The sequence below is a fragment of the Pokkaliibacter sp. CJK22405 genome (assembly GCF_046614695.1).
Classification (GTDB): domain Bacteria; phylum Pseudomonadota; class Gammaproteobacteria; order Pseudomonadales; family Balneatricaceae; genus Pokkaliibacter.
The window spans coordinates 412,137-437,476 of the sequence record NZ_JBKKHQ010000001.1; the positions used below are offsets into that span (position 1 = coordinate 412,137).

A 25,340-nucleotide genomic window follows, 5' to 3' on the forward strand; every position below is an offset into this window, starting at 1 on the left:
GTAGTTCTGCATGACATTGAAAACGCTGATCGCATCCTCGGTACTTTTCTCATCCACGCTGCTGGCGGCCACTCAGGCCATGGCAGAAGTCAGTATCGACAATGCTTATGTTCGCGCCACGCCTCCCGGTGTTACCAGCACCGCGGGCTTTATGACGCTGACCAATAACGGCGATCAGGCGGTGACTCTGACTGGCGTGGATAGCACCATCTCGATGATGAATGAAGTCCATAACCACGAGATGAAAGACGGCATGATGGCGATGCGCAAAGTGGAGAATTTCATACTGGAAGCGCACCAGAGCATCACCCTCAAACCCGGCGGTTATCACCTGATGATGATGGGCCTTGAAGCACCGGTAAAAGCCGGTGAGAAAGTTGGCCTGACGCTGCACTTTAGTGATAACTCGGAAGCCAAAACTGAGGCAGAAGCCAAATCCATTATGGCGAACTAAACATCACCCATTCCTCAGACACTGGCCAGATCGAAATTAAGCGACTGGCCAGAGTTGCTCAGACCAGCACAGGCAATACAGCAGCGGCTGCGCATTTTTTGTGGGGGATGAATCTAAGGATTGGCAGTCAACGGCACCCCGTCACAGATCAGCCATTGCCTTTTGCTTTCCAATAACTTTTTAACCCCGACAACACCTTATTAGCCGTATGGGGTGGGCTTACCTGCATCTCCTGATAGGCCTGCTCCAACGCTTGCAGAAAACTTGCCGATGCCGGGCGCCCTGAAAAGTCGTCCAGGCTGGGTGAAAACTTAAGCCCCACAATCTCGCAAAGGACTTTTTCCAAGCCTTGGGGCCTTGCTTCAACCACCTCAAAACGCTCCTGTTCTTCAGCGCTTCTGCCGCACGGGGCGTACCAGAAGCCAAAATCATCCAAACCTCTGCGCCGATCACCCGCTAGGCAGTAGTGTGACATTTCATGCAACAGGCTTCGGGGATAGTTGCTTCTGAAATAAAGAACGGCGCGGGTACTGGCTGTTGGCGCTTCGTAGAAAGGCTCTTCTGCGTCACCTTGTATGATTAAGTCGGGGAGAATGTGCGCAAAGGCTTTGATCAGATGCTGGCAGTATTCATCATCGGTGGTGCACAAACTCATGTACTCATTTCCTAACGCGAACTAAAAAAAAACTCAAAAGCATCCAAAAAACAGCCGACAAAACACGCTTCTGTGAATCCACTGCTTGCTGTGGGTGTAAGCCCTTTCTGCTGCCCAATCTTACCATCAGTCATTGTCAGTGCAGGATCATTTGCGCTCTGGCATTCCTGCCTTGTTAAAGCTTCACATTGTCGCGGTGAAGATCGAACCCAGCGTACTGATAACGCAAGCTCATCCCAAACCAACGGGAAGCCAGTAAAAGCTGAACTTATCGACGGGTTAGTACAGGGCTTCGTAAGCCTCGCCCCTCTGTAAAGTTCCCCCACTGACCATGGAGGTCTCATTAAAAATACTGATTAGCGAGTTAGAATTATGTTCCATGTGGATGATAAATAACGCCTCAAGATTGGTTATAATCGGCGCCCCCTGCCATCCATGCGAGAGCCGTGTTTATGCCGTTAACGACTTCAGCAGTGTTTCCTTCCGCTCATCGTCGGCAGGAGCTGCGCGCATTAACGGCTCTGACCTTGCCGATTCTGGCGGGGCAGCTGGCTCAAACCGGCATGGGCGCCGTCGATACACTGATGGCTGGCGCGGTTGGCGCTGAAGACCTTGCAGCCGTTGCCGTTGGTTCAAGCTTTTGGGTACCCGTCTTTCTCTTTTTGATCGGTACGCTTATGGCGACGACCGCCAATGTAGCCCATCTTTTTGGCGGTAACCGCCTGTCAGAAATAGCCCCGATGGTACGCCAATCCCTCTGGCTGGCGCTGACACTGGGTACTATTGCCGGATTACTGCTCAGTCATGCTGACCGGGTACTGGTGTATTTTATGGACGGCAACCCCGACCTACAGCGCCAGGTGCAGATTTATCTGAATGGTGTTGCCTGGGGCATGCCGGCCATCGCGCTTTACCAGACCCTGCGTTATTTCTGCGAAGGCAAAGGCAATACCCGTCCGGCCATGTGCGTCGCGATTTTAGGTCTGCTTTGTAATATTCCCCTGAACTATCTCTTCATTTACGGCGGCTTGGGTATTGAGCCTATGGGCGGTGCCGGTTGTGGCTGGGCGACGGGCATTGTGATGTGGATTATGCTGATCACGCTGGCAACCTACGTCACCCTTGCTCCGCGCTATAAGGATTTTGAACTGCTACGTCACTGGACCGCCCCGAAGTTTGAGCCGATCAAAGATCTACTCAAGCTCGGCGTCCCCATTGGTATTGCCATTTTTATGGAGTCGAGCCTGTTTGCCATTATCGCCCTGCTGCTCACGCCGCTGGGAGAAACCGTGGTGGCATCGCATCAGGTCACACTCAACTTCAGCTCCCTCACCTTTATGCTGCCGCTCAGTGTGTCCATGGCCATTACCATTCGCGTTGGCCAGTCACTGGGCAGCGGTTCCGCTCATGAGGCTCGCTACCGCGCCTTGACCGGGCTGATCCTGACCCTGAGCTGCGCGGCGGTCAATTTCAGCGTGATGATGTTTGGCGGTCACCAGATTGCCGATTTCTATTCCAATGATCTGGAAGTCGTCACGGCTGCCAGCCATCTCATGATTATCGCCGCCCTCTTCCAGTTTTCTGACGCCACACAGGTCTCCATCTCCGGTGCTCTTCGCGCCTATAAGGACACCCGCATTCCCATGGTGCTGACCTGTTTGGCCTACTGGTGCATTGGCCTGCCACTTGGCTGGACTCTCGCCATGACCGATACCCTGACCGCTGCGCCACTGGGTGCGACGGGTTTCTGGCTGGCTCTCTTTATGGGTCTGACCGTTGCGGCGACGCTTCTGGCATGGCGCTTCACCCACGTAAGTAGCATGGCTATCCGTAAGGAAGACGCTAGACTCCAGAACTGACTTTTCACTCTTGCCACGGTGGAGCTGACGCCGAGCGCTGGAGATACGGCACATGGGATTCTTGTCACGCCCGATTCCTCGGATCGTCCTTTTCCCTCTACTACTCACTCTGAGTGGATGTAGCGGCTCTGCTGATGACTATTTCGATGACTTTGAGTCGCGAATTCGTCGACCACTACAAAGTGAGCTGGCTGAGAACGATATTGATCACCCTCCTCCCAGTTGGCCAGCTTATCCTGAGCGGCGTCATCGTCTTCAGCCGGTAGCGGATATCCGTGAAGGCGTAATTGATGTTCTTGCCTATCGGCGTTGCAACATGCTGGAGCTCATCGCTGAGCGTAATTCGATTCTGGGTAAAGTCGCGCCCTTCTCTCAGCGCCTGCTCTATGAGCTTCGCTTTATTGATCAGGGCAGTCACTGCCTGCCCTCCCTGAATGAGCAGGATGAAGCTGAGCAAGAGTTTCGTCAGCAGCTTCAACGCGTCCTTAATATCAAGCGAGCACACCTGCCTGAGCGCGCGATTGATCTGGTTTATAACAGCGAGGAAGTAGAGCATCAGTTCAGCCTGGCCGTTGACCCTCTGGACTTTGAGCAACCACTGCAGGCTTTCCCACCGGTGCTCGCGGCGCTGGATACGCTAATCAGAGCAATGGATGAAGCCAGTCAGGCTACAAAGCCCGGAATATTCACTCACAGCATTACCTCTGCTGAGCTGGAAGAGGCGCTGGCAACACTGCACCACCAGCAGGAAGGCGCACGCCTGCTGGCCAGTATGCGACTGGTGACCAGGCATCTTGAAAGCAACGCCGCCATTATCAATCAGCGGCTAGACACTCAGGCCGTCTGCACCGATGGGCCGAACACCACCAGCCGTATCATGCAGAATGTCTTTTTTCGCTATTACGCTGATCCTGAAAAAGGTATTCAGCCTTACCTTGCCGCTATCTATAAGGGTGTTCAGGAATGGCGCTCTCGCTGGCTCGCCCTGCAGGAAAAACTTCCCCTTCCGCCTGTGTTGAATAACCAGCAAAACTGGCTCTGGTCAGAGTCCGAAGGCTATTACGGTCGTTACCTTAGAGCGCAACAGGCTCACACCACAGCCTGGCAGCGATTGCTAAAAGAATGCCAACAGATGCCGGGAAGCAATAACTAAAGGCCACCAAATGGCAGGAATTACAGCGCTTGACCAGAATGTCAGCGCGGAAAAATAACGGCAGGAGAAAATAGAGAGGTTTGAATACGTTAGTGAAGGGCGGGCTATTGCGGCAGTAAACGGTCAAGCAGATGCTCTGCCGAGGTATCAACCCAGCAACGGCCGGCGGCTTGTTCATTCATCAGGCCAGCATTCAGGCTGGTATTAATGAACTCCAGCAGCGAGTCGTAATAGCCATCCACGTTTAACAGGCCAATGGGCTTTTCATGCAATCCCAACTGGCGCCAGGACCAGACTTCAAACAGCTCTTCGAGGGTTCCAATACCACCGGGCAGCGCCAGAATGGCATCACCCTGTTCTAACATGCGCCGCTTACGAGCGGTCATGTCATCGACTTCTTCGAAGTGGGTAAGGCTGTCGTGATTGACTTCTTTGGAGAACAACAGGCGGGGCATGATGCCATGCACTTCACCGCCTGCTTCCAGCAAGGTATTAGCGAGAATACCCATTAACCCACTGCGAGACCCACCGTAAACCAACCCAATGCCTCGGGATGCCATGGCTTCGGCGAGCACCCGTGTCTGCTCGGCAAAAACCGGCGACACACCGCTGCGTGAAGCACAGTACACGGTAAGCCATCGCGTGGGCGTCAAACTCACGACTGATGCTTCTCAAGCAGCTGGTGAAGTTTGTTTTCCATGCGCTGATCAGCTTTGGCCTGACGCTCTTCCGCACTTGGGCGCTTCGGACGCTGCTCTTTCTCTTTGCGAGGCGCTTTTTTGCCAGCAGGAGCTGGCGCTTTGCCGTAGTACTTCTCGAACTGACCTGCGGCGTACTGCGCATCCTGCTCGCTAATGGCACCGGCATCCTGACCATCAAGATCAACGCGCTCAACGCCCGCCTTGAAGGATTTCAGGTAGTAAGGTGAACGGGTATAGCTGGCCAGACCACGCTTGATTTTACCGGCGGCATCAGGCTTGCGCTCCATCAGGTTTTCCTGAATACCGATCTTCAGCGGACGAGGATTCTCGCGACTGAAGGTCAGAGGGAACTCGTCCATCAACCACTGGACGGCAGCACGATTAGCAGCCTGGTTCTTGCGCTTGTTACGCGCTTTTTTGTTATCGCTGTTCTGGGCCTGCTCGGAGTTTTGATCAGCCTGTGCAGGTGTAGAGGTCGTATCTGTCATAGGAGGTGGGGTCAGCTCGAAGTGTGCTTCATCATCAGAGGGTGAATCATAAACATCAGGACTCTGCAGCGTTTCCGCAGAAGGCTCGATATCCGTCGGTTCAGACCAGTGCAGGTTATCTTGCAGCTGCTCTGTTTCAGAATTATTGACCGGCTCTTCATCAGCAAACGCTGTCTGCTCCGTCACGCCGAATGGCAGAGCATCGACGCTTGGGCCGGCGCTGTCAATGTTGTTGGGCTCAGAATCGCCGGATTCAGGCAAGACACTGTGATCATCTTCACCTGTTTCGGTGCTCTCGGCATCCACCATGGACCACTGATACGGCAGCGTTTCAGTACTGGCACGCTGAGCTTCGGAAAAGCTCTGCTCAATCGCCTGATCCATCAGATCATCTGCGCTGAGATGATCTCCCGCCTCAGAAACGGTGGTGGCACCCTTGTTTTGAATCATCTGAGACAGGGCTTCGTGGGCATCGTCGAGCAGACGCTGTTTCTCTGCCAATGCTTCACGCAAAGAAGCAAGCTCGGCTTCCAGTGCCTGACGCTTTTCGGTTTCAGCGACCATACGGTCTTGCTGCTCATCAAATTGATGCTCAAGACGTGTAAGGACTTCATTAAGGCTAGTCGGGGCTGATTGCTGTCCCGCCATTGCATGTCTCCTGATAAGACTCGACTTCATACCCGTCGGGTAACTGGCTTAACCCTTTCTGACCAGGTACCAGTACACTTCATCCTGCTCGCCCTTACTGACCAGTTCGTGGCCCAGAAACTCGCAGAACTTGGGAATATCACGTGTGGTTGAGGGATCAGTTGCTTCAACGCGAATCAACTCACCACTTTGCATCTTGCGAACTGCCTTATGCATCAACATGACCGGCTCCGGACAGTTGAGGCCTTTGGTGTCCAGCTCATGACTGTGTTCAAGCGCTTGGCTCATAGTACTCACGACGTACCTGTACCTGGTGTTTATGACGGCCAAAGGTCAAATGTCTTGACCATCATAGACGGCGTTTTCAAGAAATGCCCAAGGAAATCAATCTTTGAGAGCAGATTTAGCGGTATTGCCAGCCTATCTTCCCAGCTGATCAAGCATCAACTGCCAGTCCTGTTCCTGACAAGCAAACACAGTGATCTCTTCGCGGTCATGATAGAGATGGCGCACCTGGCGATGCAGCGGAATACCGGCTTCCTTACAGGCCTCATCCAGCTTGGTAATACACTGGATATAGCTCTCATAGCGCTTATGCATGGGTAACTTCAGGTTAAATACCGTGAAGCGGCACCAGCCACGCACAATCCACTTGATCATCAGGTCAATGACACGCCCCGGTTTATCGGCGATGTCGCACACCATCCAGTCCACTGGACTTTGCGGTGTATAGGTAAAGCCATCCGTCACCGCATGGGTCACCTGCCCAGACTTCATCAGGGCATCATCCATTGGGCCATTATCAACGGAAACCACTTTCATGTAGCGATTCACCAGCTGCCAGGTCCAACCACCGGGGCAAGCGCCCAGATCCACGGCTTTCATGCCGGGTTCCAGCACCTTCGGCCAGGCCTCTTCGGGGATAAAAAACCGCCAGGCTTCTTCCAGCTTGAGCGTGGAACGGCTGGGTGCAGCAGGAGGAAACTTAAGACGCAGGATACCTTGCGGCCAGGGTGAAGCATGACGTGGCAAGACATAACCGATATATAACTGGCGCTCATCCATCCAGCCGATATAAAGGCGCGGCAAACGCTGGTTACGCTTATTGCTGAGAACACCCTGCTTACGCAGAGCGCTGGATAATGGCGGTACGATCTTGCGACACAACCCCTGTAGTGCAGAACCCTGCTCACTATCTGCCGCTTCCACCCAGACCTCACCACACAGTGGAAAGCCTTCCAGCTGTTCGGCGATAAAGCCCACGCGGTCCTGTTTCGGAATGTCCGTCAGCACAGGCAGGCAGGCGGCCCACTGACGCACAAATACCAGTTCATCCCATGCTACGCGTTCGGTCAGAGCCAACGCATCGCCGGGGACATGGCAGATAAAGGTGACAAAGCCGGTTTCGCCTTTGAACTTGGGGTAACCATAGATACCGACGGCTGCTGCCCGTTCCTGGATTTCCACGGCGCATTCACGTTCAAATCCGGCGCGACACAATAACAGCAGGTGGTTCAGCTCGGGCATAGTCTCTCTCGGGCCAGCAAAAAAGGGGTATTTTACCTGCTCAGGACGCCTTAAGCGATGGCGGACTGACGCTCAAGCCAGGCCAGTAAGTGCTGGTGCGCCTTTTCGATCATGGCGGCCTGAGTCAATCCGGTTCGCTTGGGTACGTTGAAGTCGTGATCTGCTTCCTCCAACCATTGAATTTCCAGAGCTTTCGCCCACTCTGCCGCTGCCAGTTCTTCCCGGGTGCCAAACTTGTCACGCGTTCCCTGCACAATCAACAGTGGCGCCGCCATGGACTCCAACGGCTCAAGCCGCAGTTTCTCCGGCTTGCCAATGGGATGGAACGGATAGCCTAATGCCACCGCTGCACAGACTGCCGGATGAGACCGTAATGCGGCAGCAACGCGCCCGCCCATTGATTTGCCCACTAAAAGCACGGAGTTCTGTTCAAGCTCATCCAGTCGCTCGCTCACATCAATAAGTAGCTTGTCGAAGCGATCCGGCGGTAGCCGACGCCCTTCAGCCTGCATCCGTTTCATATAGGGGAAATCGTGGGCCTCGTAGCTGAAACCACCTTGTTCGCCCTGCACAGACGCTTGCTGCCACAGCGAAGCAATCTGCTGCAAAAAATCACTGCCATGGCCCGCGCCTGCGCCATGCAGGACAATAACCTGTTTAACCTTCATTCCTGAGTCCTTACTGCGATGGCTCTACTGTCAACCAACGTGATCACTCCGATACGTTAAAAGCACCTACGCCCGAGGTGAAGACCTCACTTTTTCAAGCCAATCTCACCGGAAGTTGATCCAGGTCATCTGGCACGAAGTATGGCTCCTTATAATTTTTGTTGTAGAGCAACATCAGGAGCCAAACTGTGAGCTACGCCCTTAATGAACAGCTTCAGGCTGCCCCCCTTTGGGAGCCTGAACTGATAAAACGCTATGATCGCGCCGGACCAAGGTATACCTCGTACCCCACTGCGGCAGATTTCAAACCTCAAAATGCCGGCAGTCTACTCGGACTGGCCGAGCAGCGCAGCGACCGGTCTAAACCCTTGTCGCTGTATCTGCACGTGCCTTTTTGCAGCAGCATCTGCTATTACTGCGCCTGCAACAAAATCATCACACGTCAGCATCAGCGTGTAAGACCCTTTCTGGACACTCTGTTTCAGGAGCTTTCTTACTATGCTGAGCATTTCGCCAAAGGCCGCACGGTGGAACAGCTGCACTTTGGTGGCGGTACGCCGACGTTTCTGAACGATGCTGAAATCGCGGAAGTGATGGTGTTCCTGCGCAAGAACTTCAACCTCAGCACTTCTGCCGACGCAGACTTCTCCATTGAGATTGATCCGCGCAGTGTCGATATTGCCCGTCTGGGCACACTTCGGGAGCTTGGTTTTAACCGTCTGAGTTTTGGCGTTCAGGATACCAATCTTGTCGTTCAGCAGGCTGTTAATCGTATCCAGCCAACAGCACTTATTGATGAGCAACTGAACGCCGCTCGCGAGCTGGGGTTTCGTTCCATCAACTTTGACCTGATCTACGGCCTGCCCAAGCAAAATCTCATGCTGTTTGGGGAAACCCTCAATACCGTTATCGGACTTCGTCCAGACCGGATCTGCGTCTTTAACTATGCACACCTGCCCGATCGCTTTCGGCCCCAGCGCCATATTAATGATAGCGATCTCCCCAGCCCGGCAGAAAAACTCGACATCCTCGGTCTGAGTATCGAGCGCTTACTGGAGGCAGGTTATCACTACATCGGCATGGATCACTTTGCTCTGCCAGATGACAGCCTCACCAGTGCCCAACAGGATGAGATGCTGCATCGTAATTTTCAGGGCTATACCACCCATGGAAATTGTGACCTGATTGCCTGCGGCCCTTCTGCGATCGGCCAGCTAGGAGATACCTACTTGCAAAATGCCCACGATGTGGATGACTGGAGCGAGAAAGTCCATCGCAAAGGTCACGCAATTACCCGGGGCATAATTCTGAGTGATGATGACATCATGCGCCGCGCGCTGATCAACCAGTTGATCTGTCATTTCCAACTCGACTTCAGCACATTTTCTGAGCAATGGAAGATCCACTTTCACACCGAGTTCGCCCATGAACTCAGTTTGATGAAACCATTCTCAGACGATGGTCTGATTAATCTTACGGACGATGGCTTGTATATCCTGCCTCGGGGGCGTTTACTAATACGCTCGCTTTGTATGTTGTTTGATATTTATCGGCAACCCCAGACAGAGCAACGGTTTTCCCGCATTGTTTGACAGCAGTGGTCGCGGCAAGACACCCGAGCTAACACCGATACATTTGCCATTTGATGGACCCAGTGCAAGGAATACGATCATGGCTGAACGCAGCACCATGGAGCCGATCATTCGCAATATTCGTCAGGCGCATTGCCAACATTGCAGCCTGAATTCTTTATGCCTCCCCCTTTCGCTCAGCTTCACCGATATGGAACGCCTGGATGGCATCATCGATAAAAGTCGCCCTTTAAAGAAAGGTGACCATTTGTTCCGACAGGGTGAAGATTTCAGCTCTGTCTATGCCGTACGCGCCGGTGCCATTAAAACCTATACCGTTACTGACGAAGGCGAGGAGCAGATTACCGGCTTCTATATGCCAAGTGAGCTGATTGGTCTGAGTGGTATTCATGAAAGTGCCTACCCTGTCTCGGCCAAGGTGCTGGAAACAACCACCGTCTGCGAGATCCCGTTTGAAAAGCTGGATTCCCTCTCCGGTCAGCTGCCAGAACTTCGCAAAAACCTGCTGCGCACCATGAGTAAAGAGATCCGGGATGAGCAGCAGATGATGCTGCTACTCAGCAAAAAGAGCGCGGATGAACGGATTGGTACTTTCCTGGTGAGACTGTCACAACGCTTCAAGCTGCGCGGTTTTTCTCCCACCCATTTCCGCCTGCCGATGTCGCGTAATGAAATCGGTAACTATCTGGGATTGGCCGTTGAAACGGTCAGCCGCATTTTCACACGCCTGCAAAAACAGGAAGTGATTGAGGTGGATGGCAAGGACATTCGTGTGATCAACACGTCCGAACTGTATCGGATTGCTGGCGAATGCGAGCACGCAGAAGCCCATTTGATCAACGTGGCAAACGGTTAATCCTGCCCTTCGGGCGATCCTTCCATGGGTCGCCCTCTTCGCCCACACAAGAAATTGCGGTAGTCTGTGAGCTTTGCCGAAGCGAAGGTTTGAGAAGCTGCCGTGGCTGTGATCAAACTTTAACGTTGAAGCCCCACCCGCTCACCAGTCCAAGGATGCTCTCAATGGCCTTTGACGTTGAATATGTAAAATCAGTAATTCGTGCCCTGCCTGACTGGCCTGAGCCCGGTGTTACCTTCCGTGATATCACCCCGATTTTCGCGGACCCCAAAGCCCTTCGCAAAGTGGCGGATGGTTTTATCGAGCGTTATATCAGCTCTGATATCACCCACATTGCCAGTATTGATGCGCGCGGTTTTCTGATCAGCGCGATTCTGGCCCACCAGCTTAACAAGCCGCTGATTCTGGTTCGCAAAAAAGGCAAACTGCCCGGCGAAACCATCAGCGAGTCTTATGATCTTGAGTACGGCTCTGCCACATTGGAGCTACAGACCGATGCCTGCAGTGAAGGCGCTCGCGTACTGCTGTTTGATGATCTGATCGCAACTGGCGGTACGCTGATGGCCGCCTGCAGCCTGATTCATCGCCTCGGCGGTAAAGTCACCGAAGTAGCCAGCATCATTGACTTGCCCGAACTTGGCGGCTCGCAAAAACTGCGTGATGCAGACCTGCCGGTATTCTCGCTGGTCGCCTACTAAGCGAACACGATACCTGTACAGAAAAAGGCATTGCCCATGGGTAATGCCTTTTTTATTGCCAACGAGTTACTGCAACTTGATCAGGATCAATCAATCTTGCCTTTTCCGCAGTCTTCGTTGAGTCCCCTTCGGATATTTTCTAGCATGAAGGGTGAGCAACAGCTCAGCAGCCTTGCCTGCACCAATACCAAGCCCATCGCATCCTGTGGTGCGAAGACCTAATGACGATTGCCCACTGTCTACAGAGGACAAGTTGTGAGCCCTACTGAGAATGCATCGTCTGCGCTACTGCAGCACCCGCCGGAAGATCTGCATCAGGTCAGTGAGGCAGGCGCACGTCTGCTTAAAGCCATCGCCAATAAAAGCCGGTTGCTGATTCTCTTCAAACTGCTGGGGCGTGAGCTTTCGGTTACCGAGCTGAATACCGAGATTGATATCAGCCAGTCGTCGTTGTCTCAGCATCTCGCCGTACTGCGACATGAAGGGCTGGTGGCTACAAGACGGGATGGCCAAACCATTTTCTACTCATTAAGTGGCATCGCTCCGGCGCAACTGCTGGCGACACTGGCGGAGGTTCTGCCTTCCTGAGGGATGATCACGACAGTCGGTGAAACTGCCAGTCCTCCTTGGGCTCATTCAGCGGCAACCGCATTTCCACCACTTCTTCATCGGCGTTGTACTTATTGGTGAACCCCAGTGCGCTGGCGAGTTTTTGCATACCGGAGTTAGATGGCAAGGTCGCGCCCTCCAGCTGCAGGGTGCCGCGCTCCCGACAATAGTTGATAACTTTTTGCATCATCATCCGCCCCAGACCTTCACCCTGCATATCGTCACGAATCACGATAGAGAACTCCGCTGAAACGTTATCGGCATCGGTGATCGCACGGACAACACCGAGCGTTTCAGGCTGGCCATCATTTCCCTGACGGGTCGCGATAAAGGCCATTTCACGGTCGTAATCAATTTGAGCCCAGTTGGCCAGCTCCTGATGCTCAGGGACTGCCCGACTATAGAAGTAACGCAACCTCACAGTCTCAGGGCTGAGCTGTTTGTAGAAAAGCAGGTGCGCGGGCTCATCCTCACCACGAATAGGCCGAAGCTCCACCTCAGTGCCACTGCGCTTGAGTGTGATCCACTCTCGCAGCTCTTCCGGATACGGCAGAATACAGGGCGATACGGCATCACCGAGTGAGACCGATGCATCAACGGCCAACAGTCCCTGCTTGTTCAGCAGTAACGGGTTAATCTCAAGGCCCGATACCTGCGGCAGATCCACCGCCAGCTGCGCCAGCTTGACCAGTAGCCGGGCAATCTGCTCGATATCCTCCTCCACCTGATAACTGTTCTCGGCGATGATACGCGCCACCCGGCTTTGCTGAATCATGAGCCGGGCGAGGGTCAGATTGAGCGGAGGAATACCCAACTGACGGTCCCCCAGCACATCGACGGTATAACCACCGACGCCAAACAGGATTAACGGGCCAAACACCGGATGCTGGGTAATGCCGACATGCATTTGCATGGACTGGAAACCGCGCTTCATCTCCTGAATCAGGAAACCATCACGCTGGTCATCGTCGTAACGTTCAGCCGCCCGGTAATTTAGCGACATAACCTTGCGCTCCATTTCCTCCTCACCCGCCAGATCCAGCGCCATGTCCTGCCAGCGTTTGGTGGTCAGGCGGTCATAAGCGAAGGGATAGCGGTTTTGCTGATGCAGGACTTTTACCGCAACGGTCCCTGGGAATTTCTGCGCTTCGGCGATCACTCCTGCAGGATCGTTTGCATAGCGACAGATCGCAGTGGAAATACCGTAGTGGTTCAGAAGCTCCATCACTTCTGCATGAAAGAGAAAATCTCTGCCTTGAGATTGAGCTTCTTCAACGAGCGCCTTCGCTCGCATCCGATACAGGGACTGCTCTTGTGGAATCCAGTTCGGCGGTGTCTGCCGTGTCGCTTCCTGATTTCGGCGATAGTGCACCAGATGCATAAAGCCTTCGATGGCCTTTTCAGGGGTGATATAGGTAGGAATACCGGAAGCACTGACCAGGTTTCGTGCAGCTATGGCACTGGCTCGGCCCATAAAACTGGTCAGCAGACTGGCGGTAACCTTGGGCGAAATACGCAAAATGGCTTCTGCTGTATCAATACTGGGTGCCATCCGTGTTGGCGCATGAATCACCAGAATGGCGTCCACTCCTTTGTCCCGTGCGAGAATTTCTATGGCATGGGCAAAACGCTCCGGGGTTGCCGGTGAATTCAGATCAATGGGATTGGAGCGATTCCAGAACGGCGGGAGAATCCCGGCCAGCTGGTTAATACTCTCCTCTGACAGCTCAGCGAGTGTGCCGCCGGACTGGTGCAAGGCATCCACCGCCAGTGCATTTGGCCCCATGCCATTACACAGAATCGCCAGGCGCTCCCCTCTCAGAGGCTTACTGCGGCTCAACGTTTCCAGCGCATTAAAGACCTCATCGGAAGTGGTGACACGCAGCACACCCGCCCGTCTCAGTACCGCATCGTAAACGGCATCCTCATCCACATTAGCGGTTGTACTCTGGGCATCCAGCGTATTTCGATGCAGAAAACCACTTTTGAGTATCAACACCAGCTTGTTGCGGGAGGCAGCACGAACGGCAGAAATAAAATGCCGTGCGCGAGTAACCTGATTGAGCTGCAGAACGATAGCTTTGGTGTAGGGGTCAGCGGCGAGGTAATCCAGCACCGATGGCAGATCCACATCCACTGAATCGCCAATAGTAAGAAAGTGAGAAAAGCCGATGCCTTGACCATTCGCCCAGTCAATCATGGCCGTTCCCATGATGCCCGACTGACCGACATAACCGATCTTGCCCTTATGAACATTGAGGTGACTGTAACTGGCATTAAGGTTACTGGCCGGTACCAGAATACCTAAGCAATCAGGCCCGATAATACGAATCCCGTAGGGACGGGCCGCTTCCTTGACGGCCTCTCGTAGCGACAGGCTTTCCTCACCCTGAGCAAGATAACCGCCGCTCAGCACCAGGGCGGCCCGCACTTCATTGGCGCCAAGCTTACGAATCAGCTCAGGTACCCGTTCCGCATCGGAGCAAATAACCGCCAGCTCCGGCATTTCCGGCAGCGTGGCAATTCCCTGATAACAGGGCACGCCAAAAACATCCCCTTCGGCATCCCGATGAACGGCATATAAATGACCCTGGTATCCGCTGTCCTGCAGATTACGAATGACAACGCCGCCAAGACTGTCGGGGGAAGAAGATGCGCCAAAGACGGCGATACTGCGGGGGTTAAAAAAGCGTTTCAGATAGCGAGTGCTCATGATCACTCCTTATCTCAGAAGAGAGGCTTAACGTTGCCGGTCAACCCAGAGATGATCAATCAGCACTCGCTGGATATTACCGCGAACGCCATCACTGGCGAGACTGTCATTCACATAATCCCTGACCTGCATCAGCAGTAGTTCACGTGCCTGCTGATCTTTCACCTGACTCATGTCGACCTGAGACAGCGCCACCGTCAGGTAATGCTGAACCAGCGGCATGTTATCCGACAGGTTGCTTTTACTGGCGTAGTCGGGTGTTTGCAGGGTAATGGAGATTTCCATCAGCGGCATGTTGGGCACACTAATGGTGGTTTCGGGGATTTGCAGGAAGTTTTCTGGCAACGGGTCGCTGTTGCCTGAAGGTGTGGTGTGCTGATTAGTGGTCAGAATTTTAGCGAAATCGCTGTTTTGTGGCGGACCGCTGTCATCGCAACCCGCCAGCATGACGGCCAGCGTAAGCACTACTGGCCGCGACATCATCAGATCAGCTCCAGACCGCGGTTGATATCACGTTTGATGTCATCAAGCGCTTCAAGCCCCACTGAAATACGAATCAGACTATCAGCGATTCCCGCCTGTGCGCGTGCCTCAGCCGACATTTTGCCGTGAGTCGTCGTCGCCGGATGGGTAATGGTGGTACGGGTATCACCCAGATTACCGGTAATGGAAATCAAACGAGTGGAATCAATGACCTTCCAGGCTTGCGCCTGACCGCCCTGCACTTCAAAAGCCAGAACGCCACCGAAGGCTTTCTGCTGCTTACGTGCCAGCGCATGCTGCGGATGGCTTTCCAGACCTGAGTAATACACCCGACTTACCTTGGGATGCGCTTCAAGCCAGGTCGCCAGCTCCAGAGCCGCGGCACTTTGCGCTTCCATACGCAGTTTCAGCGTCTCAAGCCCTTTCAGGAAAACCCAGGCATTGAAGGGACTCATGGACGGACCGGCTGTTCTGAGGAAGGCAAAAACCTTCTCCATGTCATCATGATTGCCGACCACAACGCCACCAATACAACGCCCCTGACCATCCAGGTACTTAGTCGCCGAATGGATGATGATATCGGCGCCCATCGCCAGTGGCTGCTGTAGCGCAGGGGTCAGAAAGCAGTTATCAACCACCAGCTTCACACCCGCTGCGTGGGCAATATCCGCCAGCGCCGGAACATCCACAATTTCTGCCAGTGGGTTGGAAGGCGTCTCAATAAAGAAAAGCCTGGTTGTCGGGGTAACCGCTTCTTTCCATGCTGCGAAGTCCTTGGGGTCCACATAAGTTGTGGTGATGCCGAATTTCGCCAGATATTTATCAAAGAAACTGATGGTAGAGCCAAAAACACTGCGGGAGCAGACGATATGATCGCCCTGCTCCAGCATGCCGCAGGTCAGACTCATAATGGCCGCCATGCCGGATGCCGTTGCCACCGCACGCTCGGCGCCTTCAAGGGCTGCAATTCGCTGTTCAAACGCGCGAACTGTAGGGTTGGTGAAGCGGGAATAGATGTTGCCTTCAGCAGAGGCAAAACGCGTTGCTGCTTCCTGAGCACTGCTGAATACAAAACTGGACGTGGGGAAAATCGCTTCGGCATGCTCGGCCTCTGGGGTGCGCATGTGGCCTGCGCGCACCGCAAGAGTGTCCATCTCGACGTCGGTCAGATCATTCTGCAAACGGGGATCGAGACTGCCAAAGGAAGACTGAGAAGACATGCGTACCATACTCCATGAAATAACCGCTCTGCGGGCCACTGCCAGCGCAGATATTCACTAACCATAGCAAGCTCACGAGCCTTGATAAACACTCTTTACCCTATCGCGCCAGAAAATCCCAAATCCTCGGGTTTTCAATTACCTGCCGAGCTAAAGCCGCCTGATGCCCGTAGCGTCATTGTACTTTAGCCGACTACTGAGCCTGCTGTTGAATCTTCTCATCCCAGTACTTTTTCCAATGCAGGATGTCCGGATCATCAGGAAAGGCTTTCAGTGCTTCAGTTGCATGACTGGCCGCTGTCATTGGAATTGCAGCAGTGTTAGAGAGTTCTTTGACGATGACCTGCTTCGGATCGGTAAGTGTCATGGCGAAGGTTTTACCCTCACTCTCAATAACAAGAATTGAATTCGGAGAAATCTCACCAAAGGCAATACGGTACAGGGATTTGTCCGCATCGATCGCCGTCACACGGGGAGACTGCAGGTCCCGTGAAATCGAGAAATCCAGCGGGCGGGTGTAGACGAAAAGGATGTCGGGATTAAAGCCCTTAATCTTGGCCACAAGCTCCAGAGGCTGGCTCACATGACGCCAGGGAATCGTCCCAAGATCAGAGTAATTAAAGGTGTAGCCGTCATACTCAGGGAGGGGTTCAAGACCCTTATCGGTCGAGATATATAGCCCTTCCTTCTTCAAATCCTCAGGCTTGGTGGCAACCACTTCAGCCTTCAGCTTATTTTTCTCCGGAGTCACTTTGATCGCTTCGGAAGTGGTGGTGCCGCTGACGGCAGTATCAGGCAAGGCGGTGATATCAGCAGCCTGCGAAACGGCAGGAGTGACAATGCCAAGGGATAGCATCAGGCTTAGCATCCAGGATGCTGATAAACGACTGTCACGACTCCCTTTTTGTAAGTAATTTTGCATGGATAACCTTCTCCTTTCCCCGCTCACATAGACATCGTCCCTAACCATTTCCGGGCTCCGATGACGATTTTAAAGGCTACGCTATTGCTCTGAAGAAAAGCGACACGGCTCGCTTCGAGATGTCACGGACTTTATCCCGTTAGAAACACTTCTGCAGGAATTACCTTGAACGCCCACTGTAAACACAGCGTTATGAAAGGAAAAAAGGCAGCCCGCGGGCTGCCTGGAAGGGATGCACAATCTTGTTTTTATTGAGGGCTTTCGGGTGCCTTGTGCAAAATAAAAGGTTTAACGGTAAAACTCAGCCTTGCTCTGCAAGATAAAGCCAGGTATCGACAACAGAATCAGGGTTCAGTGAAACAGACTCAATCCCCTGCTCCATCAGCCAGCGCGCCAGATCCGGATGATCCGAAGGCCCCTGACCACAGATACCGATGTATTTACCCTGTTTACGACACGCCTGAATTGCCATGGACAGTAGCTTCTTCACCGCTTCATTTCGCTCATCAAACAAGTGCGCGATGATGCCGGAATCGCGATCCAGCCCAAGCGTCAGCTGTGTCATGTCGTTGGAGCCAATCGAGAAGCCATCAAAATGCTCAAGGAACTCATCAGCAAGCAGCGCGTTCGCTGGCAGCTCACACATCATGATGATACGCAGGCCATTTTCTCCACGCTTGAGGCCGTGTTCCGCCAACAAATCAATGACCTGAGCCGCTTCACTTACCGTGCGAACAAACGGAATCATGATCTCAATGTTCGTCAACCCCATCGTATCGCGAGCACGCTTGATCGCCTGACACTCCAGCGCAAAACACTCGCGGAAGCTATCAGAGATATAACGTGATGCGCCGCGGAAACCCAGCATGGGGTTTTCCTCACCTGGCTCGTAGCGATGACCGCCGATCAGGTTCTCATATTCGTTCGATTTGAAGTCGGACATACGCACGATGACTTTTTGCGGAGCAAAGGCGGCGCCCAACGTCGCAATGCCTTCCACCAGACGATCGACGTAAAAATCCACCGGCGAGCTATACCCTGTCATGCGCCGCTCAATCGCCGCTTTGACATCCTGAGGCTGCTGGTCAAATTCCAGCAAGGCTTTAGGATGAACGCCAATCATGCGGTTGATAATGAATTCAAGGCGCGCCAGTCCAACACCTGCGTGAGGAAGGGAAGCAAAGTCAAAGGCGCGGTCCGGGTTACCGACATTCATCATGACCTTGAAAGGCAACTCAGGCATGGACTGGATATTCAGCTCGGTATGATCGAACTCCAGCAATCCGGCATAAACACGGCCGGTATCGCCCTCAGCACAGGAAACGGTAACGCTCTGCCCTGCGTGCAGCTTTTCAGTGGCATCACCACAGCCCACGATCGCAGGAATACCCAGCTCACGGGCGATGATGGCAGCATGACAGGTTCGGCCACCACGATTGGTAATGATCGCCGCGGAACGCTTCATGACGGGCTCCCAGTCCGGATCCGTCATGTCTGTCACAAGCACATCACCCGGTTGAACCAAATGCATATCCTCCAGACTCGCGACAATACGCACCTGTCCCTGACCAATGCGCTGACCGATGCTTCGGCCTTCGACCAGGACATCACTACGCGCTTTAAGCTGAAAGCGCTCACGAACCTGGGCGCTGGCACGGCTTTTTACCGTCTCAGGACGCGCCTGAACAATATAAAGCTGGCCATCATCACCATCCTTCGCCCATTCGATATCCATTGGGCGACCGTAATGTTTTTCAATAATGAGAGCCTGGCGTGCCAGTGATTCTGCCTCTGCATCGCTGATGCAATAACGTGCACGCTCTTGTTCATCAACATCGACTGTCAGGACGGAGCGGCCAGTCACCCCCTCGCTACCGTAGATCATCTTGATTGCTTTGGAGCCCAGAGTACGACGCAGCACTGCCGGACGATTTGCAGCCAGATTGGGTTTGTAGACGTAAAACTCGTCAGGATTCACAGAACCCTGCACGACCGTTTCCCCGAGACCGTATGAGGCGGTAACAAAAACGGCCTGATCAAATCCGGACTCAGTATCCAAAGTGAACATGACGCCGCTGCAGCCGGTTTCGCTGCGTACCATTTTTTGAATACCGGCAGAAAGCGCGACATCGCCGTGAGCAAAGCCATGATGCACGCGGTACGAAATGGCCCGGTCGTTATAAAGAGAAGCAAAGACCTCTTTGATCGCATGCTTCACGTTCTCAAGGCCACGGATATTCAGGAAGGTTTCCTGCTGGCCCGCAAAAGAGGCATCCGGAAGATCTTCCGCAGTCGCTGAAGAGCGCACCGCAACCGCCAGTGCATCGTTGTCTTTAGTCAGCTGTGCCCAGGCAGTATCAATGGCATCTTCCAGCGCAGGCTGGAACGGCGCTTCCATCACCCACTGGCGAATTTCTTTACCTGCTGCGATCAATGCTCGCACATCTTCGACATTCAGCGCTTCCAGACGGGTCGCGATACGCTCAGCCAGATTGCCATATTCAAGAAAGTCCCAATACGCATAAGCGGTGGTCGCAAAGCCGTTAGGAACGCTAACGCCTGCGTTCGCCAGATTGCTGATCATCTCGCCCAGTGAAGCGTTTTTGCCACCAACACGCTCCACATCCTGCATACCGACCTTGTCGAAAAACAAAATGTAGTTTTCCAAGGTGAAGCCCCTTTCTTGATTAAGCGTTCCCCAGCTGTAGCTGGATTCACAGCTCGAAAAAGCAAAACCGACTTATCCTTGTGGGTGTAAGTCGGTGTCACCTGCGAGCAGATAATTAATGATAATCAGAAAAACTTAACCTAAGATAGCTTTACATCAATGTAATTTAACTACCGGTCTTACCAATATATTTTTATTATATTTATCAGCAACTTGAATTATAAATTTGAGCAAATTACGAGAAAAACAGACGAGTAAACACAGTTTTAAACGTTTTTTGGTTAATTAACTATATCCCGAACTTTTTGAGCCGCTTTACACGGACAATGAGGGCTGAATGTCATGAAAAGAACCGCTTTCTTTATTTCTGACGGTACAGGTATCACCGCAGAGGCTCTGGGCCACAGCCTGCTCTCTCAGTTCAAATCCATCGAGTTTGAGCAAGTGACACTGCCTTACATCGACACTCTGGAAAAAGCAGCCACCGTAGTAAAACGTATCAATGCACAAGCAATCACGGATGGTGAGCGCCCGCTGGTGTTCGATACTCTGGTCGATAAGGGCATCCGTGAAGTGCTGATGCAGGCCAATGCTTTCACCATCGATATCTTTTCGACCTACCTGAACCCGCTTGAACAGGAGCTTGGTACGCCCTCGAGCTATCACATCGGACAATCACACGGTATTAAGGAAGAGAAACGCTATAAGGCCCGCATTGAGGCGGTGAACTTTGCACTGGAGCAAGATGACGGACTGAAGTCCTACGGTTATAAAGATGCTGACCTGATTCTGGTCGGAGTGTCGCGCTGCGGCAAAACACCCACCTGTTTGTATCTGGCACTGCAATTTGGTGTAAAAGCGGCTAACTATCCGCTCACCGAAGAAGACTTTCCCGAACACGGCAGACTTCAGCTACCTCAGGCATTGCAGCCCTACCGGCACAAACTTTATGCACTGACTATCGACCCGCACCAGCTGGCTGATATTCGCCATGAAAGACGCCCCGGCAGTCAGTACAGTACGTTTGAGCAGTGTGATTTTGAGCTACGTGAAGCTCAGCAACTCTTCACACGAGAGCGCATTCCCACCATCGACACAACCAAGCTTTCTGTCGAAGAGATCTCTACACGGATTATGGAAACAGCGAGCCTTAAGCGCCTGGGAAGCTAAAATCGTTGTAATTTTTCTACCAAATAAAGCCCACGGCGGTAAGTAAGTACCCAGGAAACGCGAAAACAACCGCTAAACGCCGGAGCGGCGAGGGCAGAACCTTAGGATTTTGCTATGGAGCAACGTGATCTGTCGCAAGGACAATATAAAAGTAAGCAGAAAAGTGCTGGAAGACTTCAGTGGCCGAAAAAAGAAAAATCACTTGGGGAAGGTAACGGCAAGAATGGAGCGGGAAACGAGACTCGAACTCGCGACCCCAACCTTGGCAAGGTTGTGCTCTACCAACTGAGCTATTCCCGCGGGCCGTTATGGGACGCATATTACGCAGGGGCCAAGGCCATGGCAACCCCTGATTGTTGTAAAAACCTTTCAAAAACAGGGGCGAACATGATGCCCTCCCCTTCTGTCACACTCGCTGAATCTCTTCTCGCTTAGTCCATTGACTCAATGAGTCGGCGCATATCGGAGATTTTGCGGCTCACCACCTTGTCCAGATGTTCCAGCTCTGCCATCAGGCGTTCTTTCTCGCTCATCTTCTGCTGATCACGAGCAACCAGCCGGTCCAGCTCTTCGACCGCCTTCAACAGATAAGGGCTCATCTCAGTCACTTCGCGGTAATGCTGATTGCCTTCATTAACCCGTACCGTTTTCTGGAAACGCTTAAACTTGAACTTCTTGGAACGGGAGAACCAGTCGCCTTTGTCCTTCTTAAAGTAGATTTTCAGGACATCATCGTCACCTTCCAGGCGCAGGGTATAGCGCTCAATATCAGTGACATCTTCAACGCCCATCTCAGTCAGATGACGAAATTCGCTCATGTTAAACCTCCAAGAGTAGTAATACTTTAGTCTTATTTTAACGTGTCTTAGCCAGAAAAACTTATTGAAAATGACATTTTTTTTAGATTAAAGGCAAAAATCTTTTCTTTCACTGCAGAAATAGCAGTGTATTCCACTAAGGGATAATTCAAAGGGTTACAAAGGCCATTGTGCTTTGAAGATTTCTCACCTATTCTCGGTCTTGCTTGAGTTTTCTGACAGCTAGGTAATCTATAACGATATCTGCCTTATCTGCTGAAAGCCTTGATCTCAAATTGGAATTGTTTTGATCTGACAGGAGAGGTTATGTCTGATCCCCGCCAAGGCACCGTAAAATGGTTTAATGACACCAAGGGATTTGGTTTCATCGCCCAAGACACCGGTCCCGACGTATTCGTACACTTCAGTGCCATTCAGCAGAAAGGCCGCAAGACCCTTGTAGAAGGCCAGCGAGTCACGTTTGACTTAGCTGAGAGCCAGAAAGGTTTGCAGGCTTCTAATGTGAACGTGCTCTGATTATCGGATGGCGCCTTAAGGCGCCATCTTTATATCTGCCGTGAGTAAACATATCTTAAAGCTTCAAACTTATTTCTGAACGACATCGTAAAAATATTATTGCGACATATCTTACTTTGTCTCCTTCATATAAATGCTTCCTCGCTTTACTAAATTAATAATTGCCAATAAGAAAATTTCATCCGGCGAAATCTTTTTCTCTTAAATAAAGACTATCCAAAAGTAGCAATTCATTCTCTGACCCAGGTCATAGGATCTATTTCAGATAATTCTTATCGACACCTCCTTCACTGTCCCACAGCTTCTGCCTTCGACCAGGCCCCCCTGCCCTTTGAAAAGCTAAACCTGTACCCATCTTTAATGTCATTCATGGACGGTCTACGCCGTCACGTTCACAAGCCGCCACTGCGGCGAGATGGAGAAACACTGATGTCAGATCAGGAGCACGACATTCCCGAAGTTATCAGTGCTGACACAAACGGCTCAGGGCTGATCCTTCCCAACCAGGCACTCCCGGATAAGCTACATCTGCTACCGGTGAATAATCGCCCCTTTTTTCCCGCACAGGTTCACCCGTTGATGGTGGGAGCCGAGCGCTGGCACGACACACTGGAACGGGTCATGAAAACCCCGCACCAGATGGTTGGTCTCTGCTTTGTTGGTGATCGGGATCTGGACAGTTTACGCCCTGAAGACTTCCCAGCCGTTGGCTGCATCGTCCGGGTCCATCGGATGAATGAAGGTGATGGCCAGATTCAGTTTATTGCCCAGGGTCTTGAACGCTTCAAAATCCGCGGATGGCTGAGCCGTAAGGCGCCGTATCTGGTTGAAGTGGATTACCCCAAGACACCTCAGGAAGATCAGGACGAGCTTAAAGCCTATGGCATGGCGGTGATCCAGGCCATCAAGGAGCTATTGCCTCATAACCCGCTTTACAGTGAAGAGCTGAAACATTACCTGAACCGCTTTAGCCCCAATGATCCTTCGCCTTTGTGTGACTTTGCCGCAGCCATTACGACGGCCAAGGGTGAAGAGCTTCAGGCCATTCTTGAAACGTTCCCGCTGATTCGACGTATGGAAAAGGTCTTAATCCTGCTTCGAAAAGAGCTGGAGATGGCCAAGCTGCAAAGCTCCATCCGTCAGGAAGTGAATGACAAAATCGAAGATCGGCAGCGCGAGTTTTTCCTCAAAGAGCAGCTAAAAGTTATCCAGCGTGAACTGGGGCTCGAAAAAGACGACCGCAGCAGCGATGTCGACATGTTCAGGGAGCGCGCCAGCAAACTCACCATGCCGGAAGCGGTTCAAAAGCGCTTTGATGATGAGATCAGCAAGCTGTCGGTGCTTGAGACAGGCTCCTCCGAGTACAGCGTCACGCGCAACTACCTCGACTGGATTACATCGTTACCCTGGGGGAAACACAGCAAGGATAAGCTGGATCTCAAACGCGCCAAGCGCACCCTGGACAAGCATCATGAAGGCCTCGGGGACATTAAAGAGCGTATTCTGGAGTTTCTTGCGCTCGGCGCCTGGAAGGGTGAAGTCACCGGCTCCATTGTGCTGCTTGTTGGTCCTCCCGGTGTAGGTAAAACCTCCATTGGTCGAGCCATCGCAGACTCTCTTGGTCGCAAGTTCTATCGTTTCAGTCTTGGCGGAATGCGGGACGAAGCCGAGATCAAGGGCCATCGCCGCACCTATGTCGGGGCAATGCCTGGCAAGCTTGCCCAGGCGTTAAAAGAAGTGGGGTCAGAGAATCCGGTCATTATGCTGGATGAAATCGACAAAATGGGAACCTCCTATCAAGGTGACCCGGCATCCGCCTTGCTTGAAGTGCTGGACCCTGAACAAAACAATGACTTCCTGGATCACTATCTGGACTTGCGCCTGGACCTCTCAAAAGTGCTCTTCGTGTGTACCGCCAACCAGCTCGACACTATTCCCGGACCATTGCTGGATCGCATGGAAGTCATTCGTCTTGCGGGTTATCTGGGCGAAGAAAAGGTGGATATCGTCAAACGCCATCTCTGGCCCAAACTGCTTGAGCGTGCAGGTGTGGCACGTTCCAACGTGCGCATTACCGACCCGGCGCTCACAGAGCTGGTGCAGCACTATGCGCGTGAAGCTGGCGTTCGCCAACTGGAGAAGCTCCTGCAAAAAATTCTGCGCAAGGCAGTTCGCAAATTGCTTGAGGACGAGATCAGCCGTGTCGTAATCACCCCAACCAATCTGGTCGAATTTGTAGGAGCGCCACGTTTTCGCCCGGAAGAAGTCATGCAGGGACAAGGGATCGTCACCGGTCTTGCCTGGACAGCCATGGGCGGAGCCACTCTACCGGTTGAGGCTAATGAAATTCACCGGATTAACCGTGGTTTCAAGCTCACAGGTAAACTAGGTGATGTCATGAAGGAGTCGGCTGAGATCGCCTACAGCTTTGTAAGTGCTCATGCTGACAGCTTTGCGCCTGGCACATCCGCCTTCGAGAAAGGCTTTATCCACCTTCACGTACCTGAAGGTGCCACGCCAAAGGATGGCCCCAGCGCAGGTGTGACCATGGCAACGGCCCTGCTTTCTTTAGCGCGTGAACAATCGCCCAAGCCAGGCATCGCCATGACCGGAGAGCTGACGCTCACAGGTAAAGTGCTTCCGGTGGGTGGTATCAGAGAGAAAGTCATTGCCGCAAAACGAAGCGGTATTACAGAGCTGATCCTGCCAAAGGCTAACGAGCGAGACTTCGACGAGCTGCCTGACTACGTTAAAGCAGGCGTTACAGCGCACTTTGCAAGCCAGTATCAGGATGTCTTTAACGTGGCATTTCCAGTAGCTACTGAGACTAAAAAGCCTGCCAAGAAAACAGCTCGCAAAAAGCCAAAAACCTGAACGCTAGCATTGCCAGCTTCAGACTGACAGCAAAAAGCCCTTGATTAC

At 52.6% G+C, this 25,340-nt stretch carries 22 protein-coding genes and 1 tRNA gene; 10 read left to right on the forward strand and 13 right to left on the reverse strand.

Features of this window, described 5'->3' with window-relative positions; genetic code table 11:
- Positions 1–10 precede the first annotated feature (10 nt).
- Positions 11–454: a copper chaperone PCu(A)C gene (locus ACKC9G_RS01870; protein WP_411403233.1), complete on the forward strand. Its 444-nt coding sequence runs from the start codon at positions 11–13 to the stop codon at positions 452–454.
- A 148-nt stretch (positions 455–602) separates the two neighbouring features.
- Here ACKC9G_RS01870 and ACKC9G_RS01875 read toward each other — a convergent pair whose 3' ends face one another.
- The gene (locus ACKC9G_RS01875; RefSeq protein ID WP_411403234.1) at positions 603–1,103 is read right to left on the reverse strand and encodes an elongation factor P hydroxylase; all 501 of its coding nucleotides are present in this window, start codon (positions 1,101–1,103) and stop codon (positions 603–605) included.
- A 458-nt stretch (positions 1,104–1,561) separates the two neighbouring features.
- Here ACKC9G_RS01875 and ACKC9G_RS01880 point away from each other — a divergent pair, with 458 nt between their 5' ends.
- A complete protein-coding gene (locus tag ACKC9G_RS01880) occupies positions 1,562–2,968 on the forward strand; it encodes an MATE family efflux transporter (protein ID WP_411403235.1) in 1,407 nt (468 codons plus the stop codon).
- Between the two features lie 52 nt (positions 2,969–3,020).
- Positions 3,021–4,121 carry a DUF3080 family protein gene (locus ACKC9G_RS01885; protein ID WP_411403236.1) on the forward strand — a complete coding sequence of 367 codons (1,101 nt, stop codon included), beginning with the start codon at positions 3,021–3,023 and terminating at the stop codon, positions 4,119–4,121.
- Between the two features lie 104 nt (positions 4,122–4,225).
- Here the strand turns inward: ACKC9G_RS01885 and ACKC9G_RS01890 are convergent, their stop codons facing one another.
- From ACKC9G_RS01890 to ACKC9G_RS01910, 5 genes are all read right to left on the reverse strand, one after another.
- Positions 4,226–4,780, reverse strand: coding sequence for a TIGR00730 family Rossman fold protein (locus tag ACKC9G_RS01890; protein ID WP_411403237.1), 555 nt, complete (start codon positions 4,778–4,780; stop codon positions 4,226–4,228).
- Positions 4,777–5,958 carry a ProQ/FINO family protein gene (locus ACKC9G_RS01895; protein ID WP_411403238.1) on the reverse strand — a complete coding sequence of 394 codons (1,182 nt, stop codon included), beginning with the start codon at positions 5,956–5,958 and terminating at the stop codon, positions 4,777–4,779. Before ACKC9G_RS01895 ends, ACKC9G_RS01890 begins: the two co-directional genes overlap by 4 nt.
- 48 nt (positions 5,959–6,006) lie before the next feature.
- Positions 6,007–6,246 (reverse strand): sulfurtransferase TusA, encoded by a 240-nt coding sequence (tusA, locus tag ACKC9G_RS01900; RefSeq protein WP_411403239.1) that lies wholly within the window; start codon positions 6,244–6,246, stop codon positions 6,007–6,009.
- 132 nt (positions 6,247–6,378) lie between these two features.
- Entirely contained in the window at positions 6,379–7,485 is a 1,107-nt protein-coding gene (gene rlmM / locus ACKC9G_RS01905) for a 23S rRNA (cytidine(2498)-2'-O)-methyltransferase RlmM (RefSeq protein WP_411403240.1), read from the reverse strand.
- A gap of 50 nt (positions 7,486–7,535) precedes the next feature.
- Positions 7,536–8,153: an alpha/beta fold hydrolase gene (locus ACKC9G_RS01910; RefSeq protein WP_411403241.1), complete on the reverse strand. Its 618-nt coding sequence runs from the start codon at positions 8,151–8,153 to the stop codon at positions 7,536–7,538.
- Positions 8,154–8,341: 188 nt separating this feature from the next.
- Here ACKC9G_RS01910 and hemN point away from each other — a divergent pair, with 188 nt between their 5' ends.
- From hemN to ACKC9G_RS01930, 4 genes are all read left to right on the forward strand, one after another.
- The gene (hemN, locus tag ACKC9G_RS01915; protein WP_411403242.1) at positions 8,342–9,745 is read left to right on the forward strand and encodes an oxygen-independent coproporphyrinogen III oxidase; all 1,404 of its coding nucleotides are present in this window, start codon (positions 8,342–8,344) and stop codon (positions 9,743–9,745) included.
- 79 nt (positions 9,746–9,824) lie between these two features.
- Entirely contained in the window at positions 9,825–10,601 is a 777-nt protein-coding gene (fnr, locus tag ACKC9G_RS01920) for a fumarate/nitrate reduction transcriptional regulator Fnr (protein ID WP_411403243.1), read from the forward strand.
- 155 nt (positions 10,602–10,756) lie between these two features.
- Positions 10,757–11,299, forward strand: coding sequence for an adenine phosphoribosyltransferase (locus tag ACKC9G_RS01925; RefSeq protein WP_411403244.1), 543 nt, complete (start codon positions 10,757–10,759; stop codon positions 11,297–11,299).
- 255 nt (positions 11,300–11,554) lie between these two features.
- Positions 11,555–11,887: an ArsR/SmtB family transcription factor gene (locus tag ACKC9G_RS01930; RefSeq protein WP_411403245.1), complete on the forward strand. Its 333-nt coding sequence runs from the start codon at positions 11,555–11,557 to the stop codon at positions 11,885–11,887.
- A gap of 7 nt (positions 11,888–11,894) precedes the next feature.
- On the opposite strand, the gene ACKC9G_RS01935 is transcribed toward ACKC9G_RS01930, so the two are convergent.
- The 5 genes from ACKC9G_RS01935 to ppsA all read right to left on the reverse strand — a co-directional run bounded on the left by ACKC9G_RS01935 (position 11,895) and on the right by ppsA (position 19,878).
- A complete protein-coding gene (locus tag ACKC9G_RS01935) occupies positions 11,895–14,621 on the reverse strand; it encodes a GNAT family N-acetyltransferase (protein WP_411403246.1) in 2,727 nt (908 codons plus the stop codon).
- Positions 14,622–14,648: 27 nt separating this feature from the next.
- Positions 14,649–15,104 (reverse strand): flagellar basal body-associated protein FliL, encoded by a 456-nt coding sequence (fliL, locus tag ACKC9G_RS01940; RefSeq protein ID WP_411403247.1) that lies wholly within the window; start codon positions 15,102–15,104, stop codon positions 14,649–14,651.
- Positions 15,104–16,324, reverse strand: coding sequence for an O-succinylhomoserine sulfhydrylase (locus ACKC9G_RS01945; RefSeq protein WP_411403248.1), 1,221 nt, complete (start codon positions 16,322–16,324; stop codon positions 15,104–15,106). Before ACKC9G_RS01945 ends, fliL begins: the two co-directional genes overlap by 1 nt.
- 193 nt (positions 16,325–16,517) lie before the next feature.
- On the reverse strand, positions 16,518–17,246 hold the full coding sequence (locus ACKC9G_RS01950) for a hypothetical protein (protein ID WP_411403249.1): 729 nt from the start codon (positions 17,244–17,246) through the stop codon (positions 16,518–16,520).
- 301 nt (positions 17,247–17,547) lie between these two features.
- A complete protein-coding gene (gene ppsA / locus ACKC9G_RS01955; protein WP_411403301.1) occupies positions 17,548–19,878 on the reverse strand; it encodes a phosphoenolpyruvate synthase in 2,331 nt (776 codons plus the stop codon).
- 378 nt (positions 19,879–20,256) lie between these two features.
- Between ppsA and ACKC9G_RS01960 the strand changes: the two genes are divergently transcribed.
- Positions 20,257–21,084 carry a pyruvate, water dikinase regulatory protein gene (locus ACKC9G_RS01960; protein WP_411403250.1) on the forward strand — a complete coding sequence of 276 codons (828 nt, stop codon included), beginning with the start codon at positions 20,257–20,259 and terminating at the stop codon, positions 21,082–21,084.
- A 224-nt stretch (positions 21,085–21,308) separates the two neighbouring features.
- Here ACKC9G_RS01960 and ACKC9G_RS01965 read toward each other — a convergent pair.
- A tRNA-Gly gene (locus ACKC9G_RS01965) sits at positions 21,309–21,384 on the reverse strand.
- Positions 21,385–21,515: 131 nt separating this feature from the next.
- A complete protein-coding gene (locus ACKC9G_RS01970) occupies positions 21,516–21,902 on the reverse strand; it encodes a DUF3461 family protein (RefSeq protein WP_411403251.1) in 387 nt (128 codons plus the stop codon).
- Between the two features lie 306 nt (positions 21,903–22,208).
- Between ACKC9G_RS01970 and ACKC9G_RS01975 the strand changes: the two genes are divergently transcribed.
- Positions 22,209–22,418 (forward strand): cold-shock protein, encoded by a 210-nt coding sequence (locus ACKC9G_RS01975; RefSeq protein WP_411403252.1) that lies wholly within the window; start codon positions 22,209–22,211, stop codon positions 22,416–22,418.
- A gap of 429 nt (positions 22,419–22,847) precedes the next feature.
- Positions 22,848–25,292 (forward strand): endopeptidase La, encoded by a 2,445-nt coding sequence (gene lon, locus ACKC9G_RS01980; RefSeq protein ID WP_411403253.1) that lies wholly within the window; start codon positions 22,848–22,850, stop codon positions 25,290–25,292.
- Positions 25,293–25,340 lie beyond the last annotated feature (48 nt).